General features: G+C 34.7%; 16 protein-coding genes. 11 read left to right on the forward strand and 5 right to left on the reverse strand.

The features are described from left to right. A partial coding sequence (locus AB8B65_RS20705; protein ID WP_405303182.1) for a T9SS type A sorting domain-containing protein occupies nt 1-471 on the forward strand: 471 nt, incomplete at its 5' end. Between the two features lie 327 nt (nt 472-798). Here AB8B65_RS20705 and AB8B65_RS20710 read toward each other — a convergent pair. The 3 genes from AB8B65_RS20710 to trmB are packed head-to-tail and all read right to left on the reverse strand — an operon-like array spanning nt 799 to nt 2,455. Beyond that, a complete protein-coding gene (locus tag AB8B65_RS20710) occupies nt 799-1,134 on the reverse strand; it encodes an MGMT family protein (protein WP_405303183.1) in 336 nt (111 codons plus the stop codon). Then, the gene (locus AB8B65_RS20715) at nt 1,131-1,781 is read right to left on the reverse strand and encodes a lysine transporter LysE (RefSeq protein ID WP_405303184.1); all 651 of its coding nucleotides are present in this window, start codon (nt 1,779-1,781) and stop codon (nt 1,131-1,133) included. The genes AB8B65_RS20710 and AB8B65_RS20715 overlap by 4 nt, the downstream gene beginning before the upstream one ends. After that, nucleotides 1,781-2,455, reverse strand: coding sequence for a tRNA (guanosine(46)-N7)-methyltransferase TrmB (gene trmB, locus AB8B65_RS20720; protein WP_405303185.1), 675 nt, complete (start codon nt 2,453-2,455; stop codon nt 1,781-1,783). The genes AB8B65_RS20715 and trmB overlap by 1 nt, the downstream gene beginning before the upstream one ends. A gap of 238 nt (nt 2,456-2,693) precedes the next feature. On the opposite strand from trmB, the gene AB8B65_RS20725 reads away from it, so the two are divergent. Beyond that, nucleotides 2,694-3,755 (forward strand): glycosyltransferase, encoded by a 1,062-nt coding sequence (locus tag AB8B65_RS20725; protein ID WP_405303186.1) that lies wholly within the window; start codon nt 2,694-2,696, stop codon nt 3,753-3,755. Here the strand turns inward: AB8B65_RS20725 and AB8B65_RS20730 are convergent. Both AB8B65_RS20730 and AB8B65_RS20735 read right to left on the reverse strand, forming a co-directional pair. After that, a complete protein-coding gene (locus tag AB8B65_RS20730) occupies nt 3,729-4,772 on the reverse strand; it encodes an ATP-binding protein (protein WP_405303187.1) in 1,044 nt (347 codons plus the stop codon). The two genes, AB8B65_RS20725 and AB8B65_RS20730, sit on opposite strands and share 27 nt — an antisense overlap. Nucleotides 4,773-4,779: 7 nt before the next feature. Beyond that, complete coding sequence (locus AB8B65_RS20735; protein WP_405303188.1) at nt 4,780-5,460, reverse strand: response regulator transcription factor; 681 nt, start codon at nt 5,458-5,460, stop codon at nt 4,780-4,782. Nucleotides 5,461-5,682: 222 nt separating this feature from the next. Here AB8B65_RS20735 and AB8B65_RS20740 point away from each other — a divergent pair, with 222 nt between their 5' ends. The 9 genes from AB8B65_RS20740 (at nt 5,683) to AB8B65_RS20780 (ending at nt 17,600) form a co-directional block, all read left to right on the forward strand. After that, nucleotides 5,683-8,520 (forward strand): TonB-dependent receptor domain-containing protein, encoded by a 2,838-nt coding sequence (locus AB8B65_RS20740; protein ID WP_405303189.1) that lies wholly within the window; start codon nt 5,683-5,685, stop codon nt 8,518-8,520. A gap of 34 nt (nt 8,521-8,554) precedes the next feature. Further along, on the forward strand, nt 8,555-9,733 hold the full coding sequence (locus AB8B65_RS20745; RefSeq protein ID WP_405303190.1) for a multidrug transporter: 1,179 nt from the start codon (nt 8,555-8,557) through the stop codon (nt 9,731-9,733). A gap of 293 nt (nt 9,734-10,026) precedes the next feature. Beyond that, entirely contained in the window at nt 10,027-11,844 is a 1,818-nt protein-coding gene (locus AB8B65_RS20750; RefSeq protein ID WP_405303191.1) for a T9SS type A sorting domain-containing protein, read from the forward strand. A 417-nt stretch (nt 11,845-12,261) separates the two neighbouring features. Continuing rightward, the gene (locus AB8B65_RS20755) at nt 12,262-13,062 is read left to right on the forward strand and encodes a sensor histidine kinase (protein ID WP_405303192.1); all 801 of its coding nucleotides are present in this window, start codon (nt 12,262-12,264) and stop codon (nt 13,060-13,062) included. After that, nucleotides 13,059-13,781, forward strand: a complete 723-nt coding sequence (locus tag AB8B65_RS20760) for a LytR/AlgR family response regulator transcription factor (RefSeq protein WP_405303193.1) — start codon at nt 13,059-13,061, stop codon at nt 13,779-13,781. The genes AB8B65_RS20755 and AB8B65_RS20760 overlap by 4 nt, the downstream gene beginning before the upstream one ends. A gap of 89 nt (nt 13,782-13,870) precedes the next feature. Further along, entirely contained in the window at nt 13,871-15,016 is a 1,146-nt protein-coding gene (locus tag AB8B65_RS20765) for a hypothetical protein (RefSeq protein ID WP_405303194.1), read from the forward strand. 204 nt (nt 15,017-15,220) lie between these two features. Further along, on the forward strand, nt 15,221-15,676 hold the full coding sequence (locus AB8B65_RS20770; protein WP_405303195.1) for a toxin-antitoxin system YwqK family antitoxin: 456 nt from the start codon (nt 15,221-15,223) through the stop codon (nt 15,674-15,676). A gap of 125 nt (nt 15,677-15,801) precedes the next feature. Further along, nucleotides 15,802-16,779: an acyl transferase gene (locus tag AB8B65_RS20775; protein WP_405303196.1), complete on the forward strand. Its 978-nt coding sequence runs from the start codon at nt 15,802-15,804 to the stop codon at nt 16,777-16,779. A 386-nt stretch (nt 16,780-17,165) separates the two neighbouring features. After that, nucleotides 17,166-17,600 (forward strand): hypothetical protein, encoded by a 435-nt coding sequence (locus tag AB8B65_RS20780; protein ID WP_405303197.1) that lies wholly within the window; start codon nt 17,166-17,168, stop codon nt 17,598-17,600. Nucleotides 17,601-17,809 lie beyond the last annotated feature (209 nt).

Genomic DNA, 17,809 nt, shown 5'->3' on the forward strand with positions numbered 1-17,809 from the left:
AGATTTACCAATGCAAACACGGTAGAGTTTATTTTTCAAAATATCAATTTGCCTTTTGATGATGCTTCTAATGATGGTTTTGTGACGTTTAAAATAAAAACACTTCCCACTTTAGACATTAACGATACGTTTGAAAATGATGCAGAGATTTATTTTGATTATAATTTTCCTATTCTAACAAACAATAGTATCACAGTTATAAAAGACGTGTTGAGTACAACTGATATTTCGTTTGAGAGTTTTGAAATGTATCCGAATCCTGTAAAAGATGTTGTGATCATAAAAACGAAAGAAACTATTGAAAACATCAAAATCTATGATATTTCAGGTAAATTTATTCAAGAAGAAACTTTCACAGGAACACAAAGTACAATTGAAATTAAAACTTCAAAACTAGCACAAGGAACTTATTTTGTTAAGATTGAAACGGAATCAGGTGCGGTTTTAGTTAAGAAAATGGTGAAAGGGTAATTGTTATTGCTTACGCTATAGAAGCGCTTCGCTTTTAGATTGTTAGTCACGCTTCGCTTTAGTATTTTAGTCAGACGATTATTCTGCAATGACCTTTGTCATTCATTTTCGGAAAAACGTTTGGTAGTTATTTTTAAGAAATTTTCAATGTAGCAGTGTCAATTCTGCGGAAGCGATATAAAATTAAAGATATACGTCACTACGAGGAGTTTACGACGTGGTAGTCTGTTTCTAATAGAAATTTAAGTTTTCTTTGAAGAAGATTGCTTCGTCATTCTTTCTCGCAAAGACGAATCGTAGTTTTTTATACATTTTCAAATTAACATCCTACAAAAGTTCCTCAGAAGGATCCCAAAGATATTTGTCAAGATTTTGAATCTGATTGTCTATAACTTCTACACCTTCACTTTCTAGCAATTGTTGCATTAAGTTGGTGCCTTGAAAATGATGCTTTCCTGTAAGTAAGCCTTTTTTGTTTACCACTCTGTGCGCGTGAACGTCTTCGTGCTTTCCAGAACTATTCATTGCCCAACCAACCATACGCGCACTTCTAGCCGCGCCTAAATATTTGGCAATAGCGCCGTAACTTGTCACTCTTCCATACGGAATTAAACGAGCGACTTCATACACGCGTTCAAAGAAATTTTGGTTTTCAGGTTTCATGCGGCAGCATCGTTATGATAAAAAATACGAACAAGCGTCACGATGACTAAAACCAACATTAACGCACTTAAAATATGATCGGAATACTTTGAGAAATGTCCCGATTTTGATTGTGATTTGTTAAAGTAAAACACATACATATATAACATAGCAAAGGTTCCAAAACCTGTTCCTAATACAAATATAATGACATCGGGAATTGAGAATTCCATCAAGCCCGACGTTCTCCACAAAGCATTTAAACCAATAAAATACGGAATTGGTAATACGTTGAGCATTGCTAAGAAAATTCCTTTAAAGAAGCTTCCTTTTTTGCTCACTTTTACCATTCGAATTCGTTTTTCTTTTCGCTTTTTCTTTCTTGCGATGATAAAAAAGTAGATTCCTAACAAGCCAAATATGACCAATGCCACTTTTTCTAATACGACAATTACTTCTTGATTGTTGTATAAATATTTGGAAATCATTACCGCAATAACTGCCTGAATCATTACAACTATTGAGGCACCAATTGCAAAAATAACACCATTCAATTTTCCCTTTTGTGTACTAATTTTTGCCGCCGTAATGTTTATTAAACCTGGAGGAACTACACCCAAAAGTGCAGCAGAAAAAGTGATAAAAAAGAGAATAATGAGATCGGCCATTACTTAATTTTAAAGTGAATATAAGTAATTGCCTTGTTTACTTCCAAATATTGTGACTCGTAAAACGTTTGAATGTCAGTAACTTCTGCCGGACTTCCTTCATTTTTGTACACATCATGATTTGCATACAACACTTCGTGTCCTGCGCCATGCAAAAGACCAAGCGTGTACCCATGCATAAATTCGCTATCCGTTTTTAAATGTACAGTACCTTCTGCATTGAGTACTTTTTTGTAAAGCGCCAAAAATGTTTCGTTCGTCATTCTGTGTTTGGTACGCTTGTATTTTATTTGCGGATCGGGAAAAGTAATCCAAATTTCGGAAACTTCATTTTCGGCAAATAATCCTTCAAGCAACTCTATTTGCGTCCTTATAAAAGCAACATTATTCATGTTGTCTTCTACAGCAGTTTTTGCACCACGCCAAAAACGAGCACCTTTAATATCGATTCCGACAAAGTTTTTATTTGGAAATTTTTTAGCCAGTGCAACACTGTATTCTCCTTTTCCACAACCTAATTCCAATACAATTGGCGCATCATTTTTAAAGAAATCACTGTTCCATTTTCCTTTATACGGAAAATTTCCAGCTACAATTTCTTCGCGTGTTGGCTGTATTACATTTGAAAACGTATCGTTTTCTCTAAAACGTTTCAGTTTGTTTTTACTTCCCACAGTAGTTTCTTAATGTAAGCTCGACGTATTTCATTCAAACAAAATTTATAAATATTTTTTTATGCTGTTCTTAAATATTGAAAATTCAGTTTTTTATTTTCGCTTTTTTTACTCGCTAAATAAAAGAAATGGCACTTTTAGCGCATATCATTTATTTTTATCAAACTGATATTTTCTTAATATTTTGACAAAACTAAGGAAATCTTGCAGACCTTTTAATATTCTTATCTTTGATTTTATGAAGAATTCAAAAACCGTTCTCATTGCACCGCTAAATTGGGGTTTAGGACATGCCACGCGATGCATTCCGATTATACGTGCATTACTTGCCGAAAACTTTACGCCAGTCATTGGTTCTGATGGGATTTCGCTTCAATTGCTACAAAAAGAATTTCCCGATTTAGAAACAATAACACTGCCCGATTACCAAATTGAATACGCTAAAAAAGGAAAGAATTTTAAGCTGAAGATGTTGAAAGATTCTCCAAAAATGCTCAAAGCCATTTCCGAAGAAAAGAAAATTGTGAAGAAGTTAGTGAAAAAGCGTGATTTCTGCGGAATTATTTCTGACAACCGACCTGGCGTGTTTAGCAAAAAAGTACCTTCTGTATTTATTACGCATCAACTAAATGTGTTAAGCGGTACTACTACTTGGTTTAGTAGTAAATTGCATCAACTTGTGATTAAGAAATTTGACGAATGTTGGGTTCCCGATGTGGCAGAAAAACCAAATCTTTCAGGGAAATTAGGCCATTTAAAAAAACATTCGCTTCCACTAAAATATATTGGCCCACTAAGCAGATTAGAAAGTCAAAAAGTGCCAATTGTATACGATTTAATGGTAATCTTATCTGGCCCAGAGCCACAACGTACCATGTTAGAAGAAAAGCTGTTTGAAGAAGTAAAATATTTTGATGGAAAGGTGCTTTTTGTTCGTGGAAAGGTCGAAACCAACCAAGAACGTTTTCAGTTTTTGAATTGTGAAGTAGTGAATTTTATGCAAAGTGAAGAACTCGAAAAAGCATGTAACGAAAGTGCTTTTGTACTAGCGCGTTCGGGTTATACAACGGTGATGGATTTGACAAAGTTGAATAAGAAAGCATTTTTCATTCCGACACCAGGACAGTTTGAGCAAGAATATTTGGCCAAACGTTTGCAAAAGCAACAATTGGTTCCAATGGCGACACAAGATGCGTTTTCAATTGCTCAATTGGATCGAATTAAAGATTTTAAAGGATTAAGTGCATTGAATTATAAAGAAGATTACAAAGCGTTATTCCACCTTTTCCAGCGTAAATGAAAACTCGGAACCGACATCCATTTCACTTTCAACATAAATACGTTCGTTGTGCGCTTCAATAATATGTTTTACGATAGAAAGTCCCAAACCAGATCCACCTTCTTGACGCGAACCACTTTGATCTACACGATAAAAACGTTCAAATAATCGCGGAATATTCTCCGTTTCTATTCCTTCGCCGTTATCGGTAACACGCACAATCACTTTATTTCGGATTAGGTTTTCAACACTAATTTCTGTTGTTCCGTTTTCGCGGCCGTATTTTATGGAGTTTACAATCAAATTCGTTAATACTTGCTGAATCCGTTCTTTGTCTGCCAACACCACAATCGGTTTTGAATAATTCATATCAAACGCAAGTGTAATTTGTTTTTTAGCGGCTTTCATTTCTAACAAATCAAATACACTTTGCACCAATTCAATAATGTCAAATTCTTGTGTATCTAAATGTACATCACCAACTTCTAGTTTGGTAATCATGTCTAAATCTTTTACGATATAGATCAGGCGTTCAACACCTTTTTCGGCACGATTTAAGTATTTTTTCCGAATTGCCTTGTCTTCCATTGCACCATCAAGCAGTGTAAGAATGTATCCTTGCACGGTAAATAAGGGTGTTTTTAGCTCGTGCGAAACATTTCCAATAAATTCTTTTCTATAGTTTTCTCGAACCTTTAAGGTTTCAATCTCTAATTTTTTATTGGTAGCAAACTTTTCAATTTCCTTCGTTAACGTTGCCATATCTGTTGTGATTGGGTAATTTTGAAAATCACTTACATCCAACAACGTTACATCATCGTATATTTTTTTTACTCTTCGGTAGATGAATCGTTCTACACGAAATTGCAAAATGAAGAAACAAAACGTGAAGCAAATTGCAAAAAACAATATTGGCACAAACAGGTTTTTTATACCAAAAAAGTACAGCAATGCTGTTATAATCGTGGTTGCAAACAAGGTAATATACAACGACGATCGAAGCGCAAAACGATACGATTTTTTGAGTTTTCTAGTCATCTCGTATTTATACGTATTTGTAACCTACTCCTTTTACAGTTTTAAAATGAGCTTCGCCTATTTTTTCTCTTAGTTTTCGGATGTGTACATCAATCGTTCGTCCACCAACAATCACTTCATTTCCCCAAACTTTATCTAAAATTTCTTCACGTTTAAATACTTTTCCTGGCCGAGAAGCTAATAAAGAAAGTAATTCAAATTCTTTTCTTGGTAAAATAATTTCTTCGCCATCTTTTAAGATTTTGTATTCTTCTCTGTTAATGACAATATTACCAACTGTAAGAATTTGTTCATTGTTATCATCATTTTTAAGTCTGCGCAACAATGCTTTTACTTTGCTCACCAATACTTTTGGTTTGATGGGTTTTGTAATATAATCATCTGCACCAGCGTCAAATCCGGCAACTTGCGAGTAATCTTCACCTCTAGCAGTTAAAAATGTAATGATGGTATTGGCAAGACTGCTGTCTTTTCTAATATTTTCACACGCTTCCATTCCGTCCATTTCTGGCATCATTACATCCATAATGATTAAGTGTGGCTTTATTTTTTTTGCTTTTGCAACAGCATCTACACCATTAATTGCGGTAAAGATTTGATATCCTTCTGATGACAAATTATATCCTACAATTTCTAATATATCTGGCTCATCATCAACCAATAATATTTTGATCTCCTTTTTTTTCATTGTGTGTCATTTAGTTTAAATAGCTGATTTTGTTGCAATTAAATAATAGTTGTGTTTTGTTTTATCCTTCAAAAGTAAAGATAAAATTAAAAAATGAAAGTAGTTAACAGTTATTTAATATGATAACAATTAACTAACATACATATAACAAACCATTAATCTGTAAGTAACAACAGTTTTACATGCTACGCATTTCTTTGCCATGTCAAATAAAAACATCTGATGATACAAAAAGTTACGCTTACAGTTCTCCTATTTTTTAGCTTTATAATAGGATTTGCACAAAACGGATCTATTGCTGGAAAAGTGCTCGATAAAGAAGTCAATAATGAACCCTTGCCTTTTTCTAATATTTCTATTAAAGGAACTACAAAAGGAACGACTTCTGATTTAGATGGACTTTACCAAATTACGGAAGTTGCACCAGGAACCTACACACTTGTTGTTAGTTTTGTTGGATATGAAACAAAAGAGATTCCTAACATTATAGTAACTGCTGATAAAGTAACGACGGTTGACGTAATTTTGGCTGCAAATGCTGCTGCTTTAGACGCCATCGTTATTACAGGAACGGCTAGAAAAGTTTCAGAAGCTGCTACGTTACTAGAGCAAAAGAAATCGAAAGATATTAAACAAATTATTGGCGCAGAAGAACTTGCCAGAAAAGGTGTAAGTGATGCCGCAGGTGCCGTAACAAAAATTTCGGGAGTTTCTAAACAAGAAGGATCAAGCAATGTATATGTGCGTGGTTTGGGCGATCGATATTTGAATACAACTTTTAACGGATTGCCATTACCATCTAATGATATTAATAAAAAGAATATTGAATTAAGCTTATTTGCTTCGGATGTTATTGAAAACGTTTCTATTAGTAAAGCGTATTCTGGAAAACAATATGGTGATTTTGCCGCAGGTAATGTAAACGTCAATTCAAAAGACTTTAAAGGAAAAGGAAAATTGGAAGCGTTTGTAGGAACAAGTGTTAACACAAATGCTGTCGGAGAAAACTTTGTAAAAAGTGAAGGTTCAGGATTTTTCGGAGATTATGCACGACACAAACAAAATCCGTTTGCGGTCATTTTATCGCACGGAGTAGATCCGGAAGATGTAAGCGTTCCTATTAATGTTGCTTTTGGAATTTCTGGAGGAAAATCATGGGATTTCGAAAATGATTCGCGCATAAGCGTATTTGGAACCGTTTCTTTTGAAAACGCGTATGAATATAGAAGAGGTGAAGCAACCGATTTTACAACGGTTGAAAAGAAAGCTTTTGAAGATGCAGAAGAGTTTGAATATAGTACAACGACTACTGCAATGGGAACTGTAAATTATAAAATTGATGCTAAAAACAAATTAAAATTCAATTCATTATTCGTTAACAGTTCTACAAATGAAGTTGGGTATTTTGGTATTGATGGAAAAGGAAGAAATAGAGATGCCATTTTAAATACTGATGAAGGTTTTTATCAAATGAATGCACAATTCGATCAAAATCAAGTGTTTGTGAACCAATTGATCGGTAATCACAAAAATGATAATATAGAAATTGATTGGGCAGCAGGATACAACTTGGTGTATGCAAAACAACCCGACAGAAAACGTATTAGTATTGAAAACTATCAATTTGCGTTGGACAACGATCCTACCACAAACCCAACATTTTTTAGCAATGTCGCTTTTGATAATCAGCGTTATTTCCAAGACATTGACGATACTGAGTTTAACGGACGTATCAATTTAGCGTACACTGTAAATGAAAACTTCAAACTGAATTTTGGATACAACGGAAGAAGCAAAGAGCGTAATTTTGAAAACATTCGTTACGGATATGACATTGTGGATTCAAACTTTGCAATTACGGATGTAAATAACTTAAATAGCATCTTCAACATTGGAAACTTTAATGCTGATGGCGGATCAATCTATGATATTAAAGTCATCAACTCCATTCCAGATTTAGGAAATACCAACAGACCAGGATTGGCTGAAAACACATACACGGGTAATTTAGATTTATTTGCTGGATACGCTGATGCAGAAATTAAATCAGAAAAATGGTTAATTGTGCCTGGTGTTCGTTTTGAATCGTTCAATCAAAGTATTGCCTACGACGTAATTAACTTAGGAAACAACGGAAACTCAAGCAGAAGCGCGTATGAAAACTTCATTTTACCAAGTTTAAATGTAAAATATGCTTTGACAGAAGAACAGAATATTCGTTTTTCTGCAAGTAGAACGGTTTCACTTCCCGAATTTAAAGAAACAGCACCTTTCGTTTATATTGATGTAACGAACAGAATTGGTGGTAACCCAGATTTATTAGGCGCTACCGATCCAAATTTTGTAAATGTAAGTGACAAATCGTACTCAAACGTACTCAACTTTGACTTAAAATATGAATGGTTTTATGGAAAAGGAGAAATTTTCTCTGTATCTGCTTTCGGAAAACAAATTTCTGATCCTGTAAACCGAGTTGTCGCTTTTGATGCCACAGGAACACAACGTTACTTTAGAACAGGTGAAAAAGCAACTGTATATGGAGTTGAAATTGAATTTAGAAAAAACATACTTCAAAACGAAGATGAAGAAACAATACTTTCTGCCGGATTAAACACTACAATCATGCACACGGAGCAAGATTTATACGACGAAATTGCAGGTACATATAGTGTAAGTTTCAGAGAAGATACGGAACAATTACAAGGCGCTTCACCATTCATTATCAATGCAGATGTAAGCTACTCTCCTACTTTTGGAAGCTACAAACCAACAGGGAATTTAGTATTCTCTTATTTCTCAGACAGAATTGACGCGTTAGGATCTGGACAATTAGGAAACATCATTGAAAAAAGTGTTCCGACATTAGATTTCATTCTAAAAAATAAAATCACAGACAACTTTGAAGTCAACTTTAGCATCAAAAACATTTTAAATCCAGATATCAAATTCGTTCGTGAAACTACAGGAGGAGACGTTTTAGTAACCTCAACAAACGGAAAAGGCGTTTCAGGATTTGACAGAGGAAGAAACATTGGAATTCAATTAAAATATAAATTCTAAACACACAAACAACACAACTAAAAAAATCAACAACATGAAAAATTACTTTGCATTAGGATTAGCAATAGTAGGCTTATTAAGCATCTCTTCTTGTGCTTCTGATGACACGGCAGACATTAACATTGTAAACAATGGAGGAGGCGCTACTACTACACCAGGAACCATTTTATTATCTGGAACCTACACAGACGATTTAGACTTAGACGCCAACAACACCTACAAAATAAACGGATCATTAATCATGGCGTCAGGAACAACGTTGCGTATTCCTGCTGGGATGACAATTGAAGCCTTGGCTTCTGGATCGGATGTATATGTTGCCATTTCGCAAGGAGCAACCATTGAAGCTATCGGAACTGCAAGTGAGCCAATCATTTTTACGTCTGACGCGTCTGCACCAACTGCTGGAGATTGGGGAGGATTAATCATCTTAGGAAGTGCGCCAATAAATTCTGTTGCTGGGAATGCGACTGCAACATCTGAAATTGCTAGTTTGCCTTACGGCGGAACGGACGCAACGGACAACTCTGGTACCATACGATATGTACGTATACAATATTCTGGTGGTTCTGCGGATGGACAATCAGAAAATAACGGAATCTCTTTTTACGGAGTTGGAAACGGAACAACTGTAGAATATGTACAAGTGTACGAAGGAAAAGATGATGGATTTGAATTTTTTGGTGGAACTGTAAATGCAGATTACATTTCTGTCGTAAATGCAGAAGATGATTCTATTGACTGGACAGAAGGATACACAGGAACCATTACAAACGCGTATGTAAAACACGGCCCTAGTCATGACAAAGGAATTGAAGCAGATGGTTTCAATACAGATATTGGAAACAACTCAAACCCAATCTACTTCTCTTCGCCAACTGTAAACAATTTAACAATTATTGGTTTAGGATCAGCTACTAGTAGCGAAGCAATTCGTTTACGAGCAGGCACAAGAGTCATCTTTAACAATGTTGCAATACAAGGATATGCAGAAGGTTTTGATTTAGACGGAAACGACACTGATAGCCCAACAGGAGCTGGCGTAACAAATAATGAAACACAAGTAAATGATGTATTATTTACAGACATTATTACAAAGGTAAAAAACGATACAGGAGTTGTATTTACAGAAGCTGATTTAATTTCAGGTGATGGAAATGGAACAGGAACGGACTACGCAACTTGGGGAGCTGGTTGGACTGTAGGAAACTAATTCCTAAAATATATATTTACAAAAGAGGCTGTCTAAAAAGTCATAATTTCGTCAAACCGAACTTGATTCGGTTTCGCATAACAGTTGAAAATCAGCTTTATGAGATTCTGGATCAAGTCCAGAATGACGACTTCTGAAACTTTCCAGACAGCCTCTTTTTTTGCTTTGCACTGAATAACACTTTTGTTATCAAATGGTTAAAACAACGTACAAATACGTAAGTTGGCTTCTATAATTCGACATCTTTTGTATATTTGCACCATATATTATTATGAATAGTTAAAATATAACGTATGATTAAAAATTACTTTTTATTAATTGCTTTGTTTATTTCTTGTATCTCTTTCGGACAAGTATTGGACGAGAATTTCGACTATGGAATGACAGGTGGAGACTTAACTACGGCAAGTGGTGGAGCATGGGTGCAACATTCAGGTTCTTCAGCCCCAGTACAATATGTAGCAACGCCAAGTTTGACAATGACAGGATATCCTTCATCTGGAATAGGAGGGCATGCAACTTTTTCTGGAACTTCTCAAGACGTAAATAGAGCTTTCTCAGAAATTTCTACTGGAACTGTGTACGGAAGTGCATTAGTAAACTTAAGTGCTGTTGGTAGTGGAAACTACTTTTTACACTTTAATGCAACAGGAGGATTTAGAGCACGAATTGGTGCACAAGACGATGGAAATGGAGATATCCTTTTTGGAATTGGAACAAGTAGCTCTACTCTAACATACGGAACTACTCCATACAGCTTAAACACAACATACTTATTAGTCTTCTCTTATGAGATTTCTACAGGAGTTTCTAACTTATATGTATTAAACGCTGTTGCTGCTACTGAGCCTGGTACGCCAGAAGCTACAAACACAGGAAGCACAGGATCAGCAATCAATTCTATTGCTTTCCGTCAATCTAGTAACATTCCTGCTGTAGCTATTGATGGTGTTCGTGTTGCTACTTCATGGAACGAAATCATGAACAACTCTTCAGTACCATCTTTAAGCATTGTAACGCCTGCTGACGGAACTGTATACGATCCAGGAACTTCAAATGTTGATGTTACTTTTACAACACAAAACATTGATTTAATGGTTGCTGGAAACCAAGTAAATGTAACAGTTGACGCAAACCCAACAGATGCTGATGCTACTAGTCCTTATAGTGTTACTACAATGGATGGTGGAACATACAACGTAACTGTTGAGTTATTAGAAAACAACATGGTAATTGATACTAAAATGGTTTCTTTTTCTGTTGCTAACATGACACAAGTAAGTAACATTACTGACTTACGTGCTGGAACAATAGGAGGATTCTACGAGTTAACTGGTGAAGCGTTAATTTCTTACATCGTTACAGAAAGTACAAGAAATCAAAAATATATCCAAGATGCAGGTGCAGGAATCTTAATTGATGACGTTGCAGGAACATTAAGTGCTCCATTAAACATCGGAGACGGAATTATTGGATTACAAGGTCAATTATCTCAATTTAGTGGTGTACTTCAATTTGTACCTACCGCTAACATACCAGGAGCATCTTCAAATGGAAATACTATTACACCACTTTTTGTAACTGCTAATGAGTTAACAACAAACGGAGAAGCTTACGAAAGTAGATTAATCAGAGTATTAAACGTAACTTTTGCTGACATGGGAATGTTTGCAGACAACACAAACTACACTCTAACTACTGATGGCGGTACAGACACAACTGTTTGTAGAGTTTCTTTTGGTGATGAAGATTTAATTGGACAAGCAATACCAGCTGTACCAGTTGATGTTATTGGTATAGGAGGAGAATTCAATGGTACATACCAAGTACTTCCAAGATATGCTAGTGATATTGATACAACATTAAGCACTGAAGAATTTGGAACTACTTCTTTTAGCATGTATCCAAATCCAACAAACGGAAATACAGTAACAATTTCTTCTGCATCAAACAATGCGAAAGATGTACAAGTATACAGTATTCTTGGAAAACAAGTAATCAATACTACAGTAACAAATTCATTAAATGTTGCTGCTTTACAATCAGGAATCTATATTGTTAAGATTACAGAAAATGGTAAATCTGCAACTAAGAAATTAGTGATCAAGTAATTTTACCAAACATAAATACATTAAAAGCATCTTGAATTTTTCAAGATGCTTTTTTTATGAAATATATTCATAGGCCATTTCAACTACACATATACGGACTCATCTAAAATAGTAAAGAGAAGCTAGTATATTTCTTATATTGTAAATTGTATGAAACTATGGTAAAAAATATATGAATATATAAGCAAACAAGACATTGTCTTATTTTTAAGTTTCTACTTTATTTCCTCCATTATCTATTACACCGCAAGCTGGATTTCTTGGGGCGGATTTAAAAAAGGACATCCATCCTATTTTAATTTAGAAGAATTTTTCGCTTCTGGAGGCGCACAATTTTTAATTAGCTTTTTAGTTACAATTCCTATTTGGTACATTACTTCTATTCTGTTAAGAAAATACAAACTCAAAGTACAATTGTTGTCGCATTTGGCATTTTTACCAATATACATTGCAGCCTGTTACTTTTCATTACTTGGCGTTACAAAAATTTTTGGTTGGGCAATGTATTGGGGCGGTTACAAAGTAATTTGGACACTCTATACTTTTATGCTTTTCTACCTTGTGCAATTTGGCTTCATTCACGCTTATGGATATTTTAAACGATTCAAAAAAGAAGAAAAGGAAAAGGCTATTCTTCGAGAAATCACTCTAAAAAGTGAAATTACAGCTTTAAAATCACAATTAAATCCGCATTTCTTGCACAATCTATTCAACTCTATCAATGCGACTATCCCAAAAGAAAACGAACGCACAAGAGAATTAATCATACAATTATCAGACCTTTTCAGATACCAGAATTACGCATCTCAAAACGAAACGGTCACCATTAAAGAAGAAATCGACTTCATACAAAGCTACTTAGAGCTAATGCAAATACGACTCAAAGAACGCTTACATTTTTCCTTTAAAGTAGATGAGGAAGTCTATCAGTATAAAATTGTACCAATGCTGTTACAGCCTTTGGTTGAAAATGCAGTCAATCATGGAATTGCGTCTAAAATTACACCTTCCACACTGATCATTAAAATTGAAAAACAAAACGATCGCCTACACGTTTCTATAGAAGATACAGGCATTGGCATTGCAACTAAAGAAAATGTGTTCACTACAGGATTGGGATTATCAAATACCAAAATGCGATTGGAAAAAATTTACAATACGGAATTAAAAATAGAAGACAATCTTCCAACAGGAACTAAAATCTCGTTTACAATTTGAAAACAATAATTATCATTGACGACGAAGAAGATGCACGAAATTTATTGCGTCAATACATAACTGCATACAAAGAACTTCAAATTATAGGAGAAGCATCAAACGGATTAGATGCTGTAAAATTGATCAATAAATTAAAACCAGATGCAATATTTCTAGACATACAAATGCCAGGACTTAACGGTTTTGAAGTACTTACACAACTAGATGAAATTCCTGAAATCATATTCTCTACAGCTTATGACCAATTTGCAATCAAAGCATTTGAAGTACACGCCATTGATTATTTACTAAAACCGTATGGTAAAAAACGTTTTGAAAGCGCACTCAGTAGAATCCTTAAAAATCAAGAAAATGTAATTCCTTTAGCAGAAGAATTACTTCAAAAAGAAGCCAATTTCCCTTCAAAAATCATTCTTCACAAAGGCACAAGAAAACTCATGATTACTACAAAAGATGTCTACTACGCAGAAGCTTTTGGCGATTACACGAAAGTATTTACTAAAAACGAGGAATTTTTAGCTACCAAAGGAATTTCCCAACTCCAAGAGACCTTTAAATCAACCATTTTTATACGATTGCACCGCTCGCACTTTGTTAATATAAATACCATTGTAGAATTAAAAAAAGTAGATCGATATCACTACGTGTATTTAAACAATGGAAAAAGTCTGAAAGTAAGCGACACGTATTTACCAGCACTAAAAAAAATAGTATTATAACGAGTTCATCGGGCTATTTTCAGCCCTATCGACAATATCATTGTGAATTCCTTCTTGTTGAATATTTTTAAAGGATTAAAACGTATACAATGAAAAACACATTTGAAATCACGTTGACTCTTCTCGTTACTTTACTCACTATTCATAAAAGTCTTGCTCAAATTGAAACACCGCTAAAAGTGGCAAAAGCAGCGGAAATTAATCTAAAAACATACACAGGTATTATCTCAGAACAATATGCCAATGGAAGTCCGTCACTCTGGAAAACCGTGATCAATGGAAAAACAGAAGGACTTTGGTTAGAATGGTATCCAAATGGTATTTTAAGATACAGAGCGTATTGGAAAAATAGTCTGGGAAACGGACGATGGGAATATTTTTATCCAAACGGACAGTTGCGCTCCGAAAGTTTCTACATCAACGACATCGCACAAGGAATTTTTAAAAACTATTATAAAAATGGGCAACTCAAAACGGATGCTACGTACATCAATGGTAAAAAAGATGGAATTGAATTAATTTATGATGTAAATGGTGTTGTGCTTTCGCGAAAACGTTATGAAAATGGAATACAACAAATTGATGAGCCTACTATATTTCAAAAAGGACGCATCTCTAAAAAAAACACCAACGAATGGGGAATTAATTTTATGCCAAACGGAAAAACCGCATACTTCACCAGAAAAGATACTTCAGGAAAAAAACGAATTTATACACTCACCAAAACTAAAAACGGATGGAGTCAGCCGACTATTGCTACGTTCTCAACACATGAAGATGAAGCGCCATTTATAAATAAAGATGGAAGTAAACTCTATTTTGCATCCTACAGACCATTACCGAACGGCAGTACTACCGAAAAAATGGACATGAATATTTGGTATGTTGATAGAATCAATGACAAATGGTCTGCCCCAAAACCAATACCTTCGGCTATAAACAAATCTATGCAAGCAGGCAATATATGGCCCGCAAACTATGAAGCTGGACCGATAACTGACACGAATGGAAATCTCTATTTTTGGACGAAAAGTTCAAAAAATAAGGCAACAAATATTTACTATGCGGAGCTAAAAAAGAACGGAAACTATAGCAAACCGCAAGAATTAATTCCGCCTTCAAGTCAAAAAAATTATGACAGTGCGCCACAGCTTTCGCCAGATGGAAAATCCTTTTCTTTTCTTCCGATAATCGAGATGATGGTTATGGAGGTTCAGACATTTACTATTCCGTAAAAAAAGAAGGAAATTGGTCCACGCCAAAAAATTTAGGTCCTGTCGTAAATTCGTCGCAATCAGATGGTTTTCCAAGTTTCTCTCCCGACGGAAAATTTTTCTACTTTAGTAGCAATCGTGGAGCTATAAAAGATGAAAACGGAGACCGCATTTGGAATCTCTATTATATGGAAACAAAATATCTAATGATTGAAAAATAACGAAATGAAAAAAGTAATCGTACTAATGTATCTAGTCAGTTTTATCAATTGTGCTCAAAATGAAAAAACCGAATTACCAACAGCGTCAGAAATGGTTTCTATGAACGATGCAACCGTAAAATATGGAACTCCAAACGGGCAACAATATTTTGCCAAAGGAAGCACAAAACCCTACACAGGTTGGTTATGTGCCCGATATGATAACGGAGAATTAGAATCTGCACAGCAATTCATAAACGGATATGGAAACGGAATTTGGATAAATTTTGATCCCGATGGACGGAAAGAATCACAAGGAACTTATAAAAACAACAAAACCGAAGGTCCGTCAAAACTATTTTACGAAGATGGAAGCGTAAAAGCGGAAGGCAACTTTGTCCATGTAAAAAAGAAAGTCGGTTGGTGGACTTTTTACGATCGAAAAGGAAATGTGGTCAGCAAACGCTTTTTTACTCGGTAATAATCTGTTGTTTTATATTCTGAAACGCTAGGTTTACCAACTAAATTCGTCACAACTAAAAGAAGCAAAAACACAAACAAAATCTTGTGCATATTTTACCTATTTTTGCAGTACAATTTGCAAAAATGGATTCCAACACAATTTTCAATATACATGACGAAGCTTCTTTTGAAACAGTAACGTTTCAAACGTTTCAGCATCAATTTGAAAATAATCAAACCTACCGCTCTTTTTGCGATTTACTATACATTCACCCAAGCGACATTACAAAAATAGAAGACATTCCGTTTTTGCCAATTCAATTTTTCAAATCGCACGAAATTGTTTCAAACAAGCATTCAATTCAAGAAACATTTACAAGTTCGGGAACTACAGGAAGTACAACAAGCAAACATCATGTTACAGATATTTCCATCTATGAAAAAAGCTATCGCAAAGGATTTGAATATTTCTACGGAAACATTGAAAACTATGTCGTTTTAGCACTTTTACCAAATTATTTAGAGCGAAAAGGTTCATCGTTAGTTTATATGGCAAACGACCTCATCAAGCGCAGTAAACAGTCAGAAAGTGGTTTTTATTTGCATGATTTAAAAGAACTCACTACAAAACTGATCCAACTCGATCAACAAGGAAAAAAAGTGCTGCTTATCGGCGTTTCTTTTGCTTTATTAGATTTGATTGAAACCACACAGTTTCAATTAAAAAACACCATCATTATGGAAACAGGCGGCATGAAAGGTCGCAGAAAAGAAATGATTCGCACCGAATTGCATCAACAACTTTGCGAAGGTTTTGGTGTGGCAGAAATTCACTCGGAATATGGAATGACCGAATTACTATCGCAAGGATACTCCAAAGGAAATGGAATTTTTAAAACACCTCCGTGGATGAAACTCTTCACGCGCGATCCTGAAGATGCACTTACCATTCAACCCAACCAAAAATCGGGTGGAATCAACGTCATTGACTTGGCAAATATAAACTCATGTGCGTTCATTGCTACACAAGATTTAGGCAAAATTCATCACAATGGAACCTTTGAAATTCTCGGTCGTTTTGATCATTCCGACATCAGAGGTTGTAATTTAATGGTATATTAACACAATCATACTGAAAGGTTTACCTTAAAACAACGAACTAAACATAGAGAGTAACATCTCTGTTTAGTTATTTAATAAATTCAAGAAAACCCTGAATATGGTACCTACTACACATATTCAGGGTTATTTGTTTTTTATAAGTTCAATTAATTGAAACGTCTTTGCGGAAACTTGTGGCAATCTACCTTTTTAGTTGTATTTTAAAATTAAATGATTTTGATTTTGAGAGAGAAAATTGTAGTTTTAAAATAATTAAGCTCTTAAAAACTGATCTAGTGATACTAGAGATTCAATTATACACACATTATAACTAATTAAAATCTAAAATGCGCATACTACTCACAGCACTCCTAAGCTCCTTAATTTTAATTAGTTGCGTAAATAACATGAAGAACAAAGAGTCAAAAATTGAAATCAAAAAGAAAGAAATGGCACCTAAATCATTACTAGAAAATGTTAAACTCTCAATAAGTCCTAAGTTTAAAGATTGGGTATTATTTAAAAATGGAACCTATATAATATTTGATGATATCAATCAAATAGACAACATTGAGGAGGAAGCAATAAAATTAATGAAAGAATTCGGTCCAGTTTACGCTGGCGGATCTGCAGGAGATTTTAATGTAATATCTCTTAAGAAAACCGAAGGTTGGATTGTTTCTGGACACGGATATGGAATGTACACATACGTTAACCCTTCTGAACTTGAAACGAACTCACCTAACGACATAACTATAGGTATTTATGGACGCTCCAAACGAAATAGTGACGGAGAAAATCCAATTATTATTTACATAAATAGTTCTAAAAATGACGAGTAACTACAATAGTTATAATTCATTGTAGGGAAAAGCGAATCTCTATAAATTCGCTAATGTGAAAATGTATCAATAAAGTTTCAAACAAAAAATCAAATATTGCCTGAAACTGTCTAACAATCTAAGAGCGAAGCGATCTAAAAGGCGAAGCCGATCTAACAGCTTTCACAATGAGCGAAGTCGAAGTGAAAGCGTGTCTAAAAAGTCTATTT

This window comes from Kordia sp. (assembly GCF_045105435.1).
In the GTDB taxonomy this organism is placed as follows: domain Bacteria; phylum Bacteroidota; class Bacteroidia; order Flavobacteriales; family Flavobacteriaceae; genus Kordia.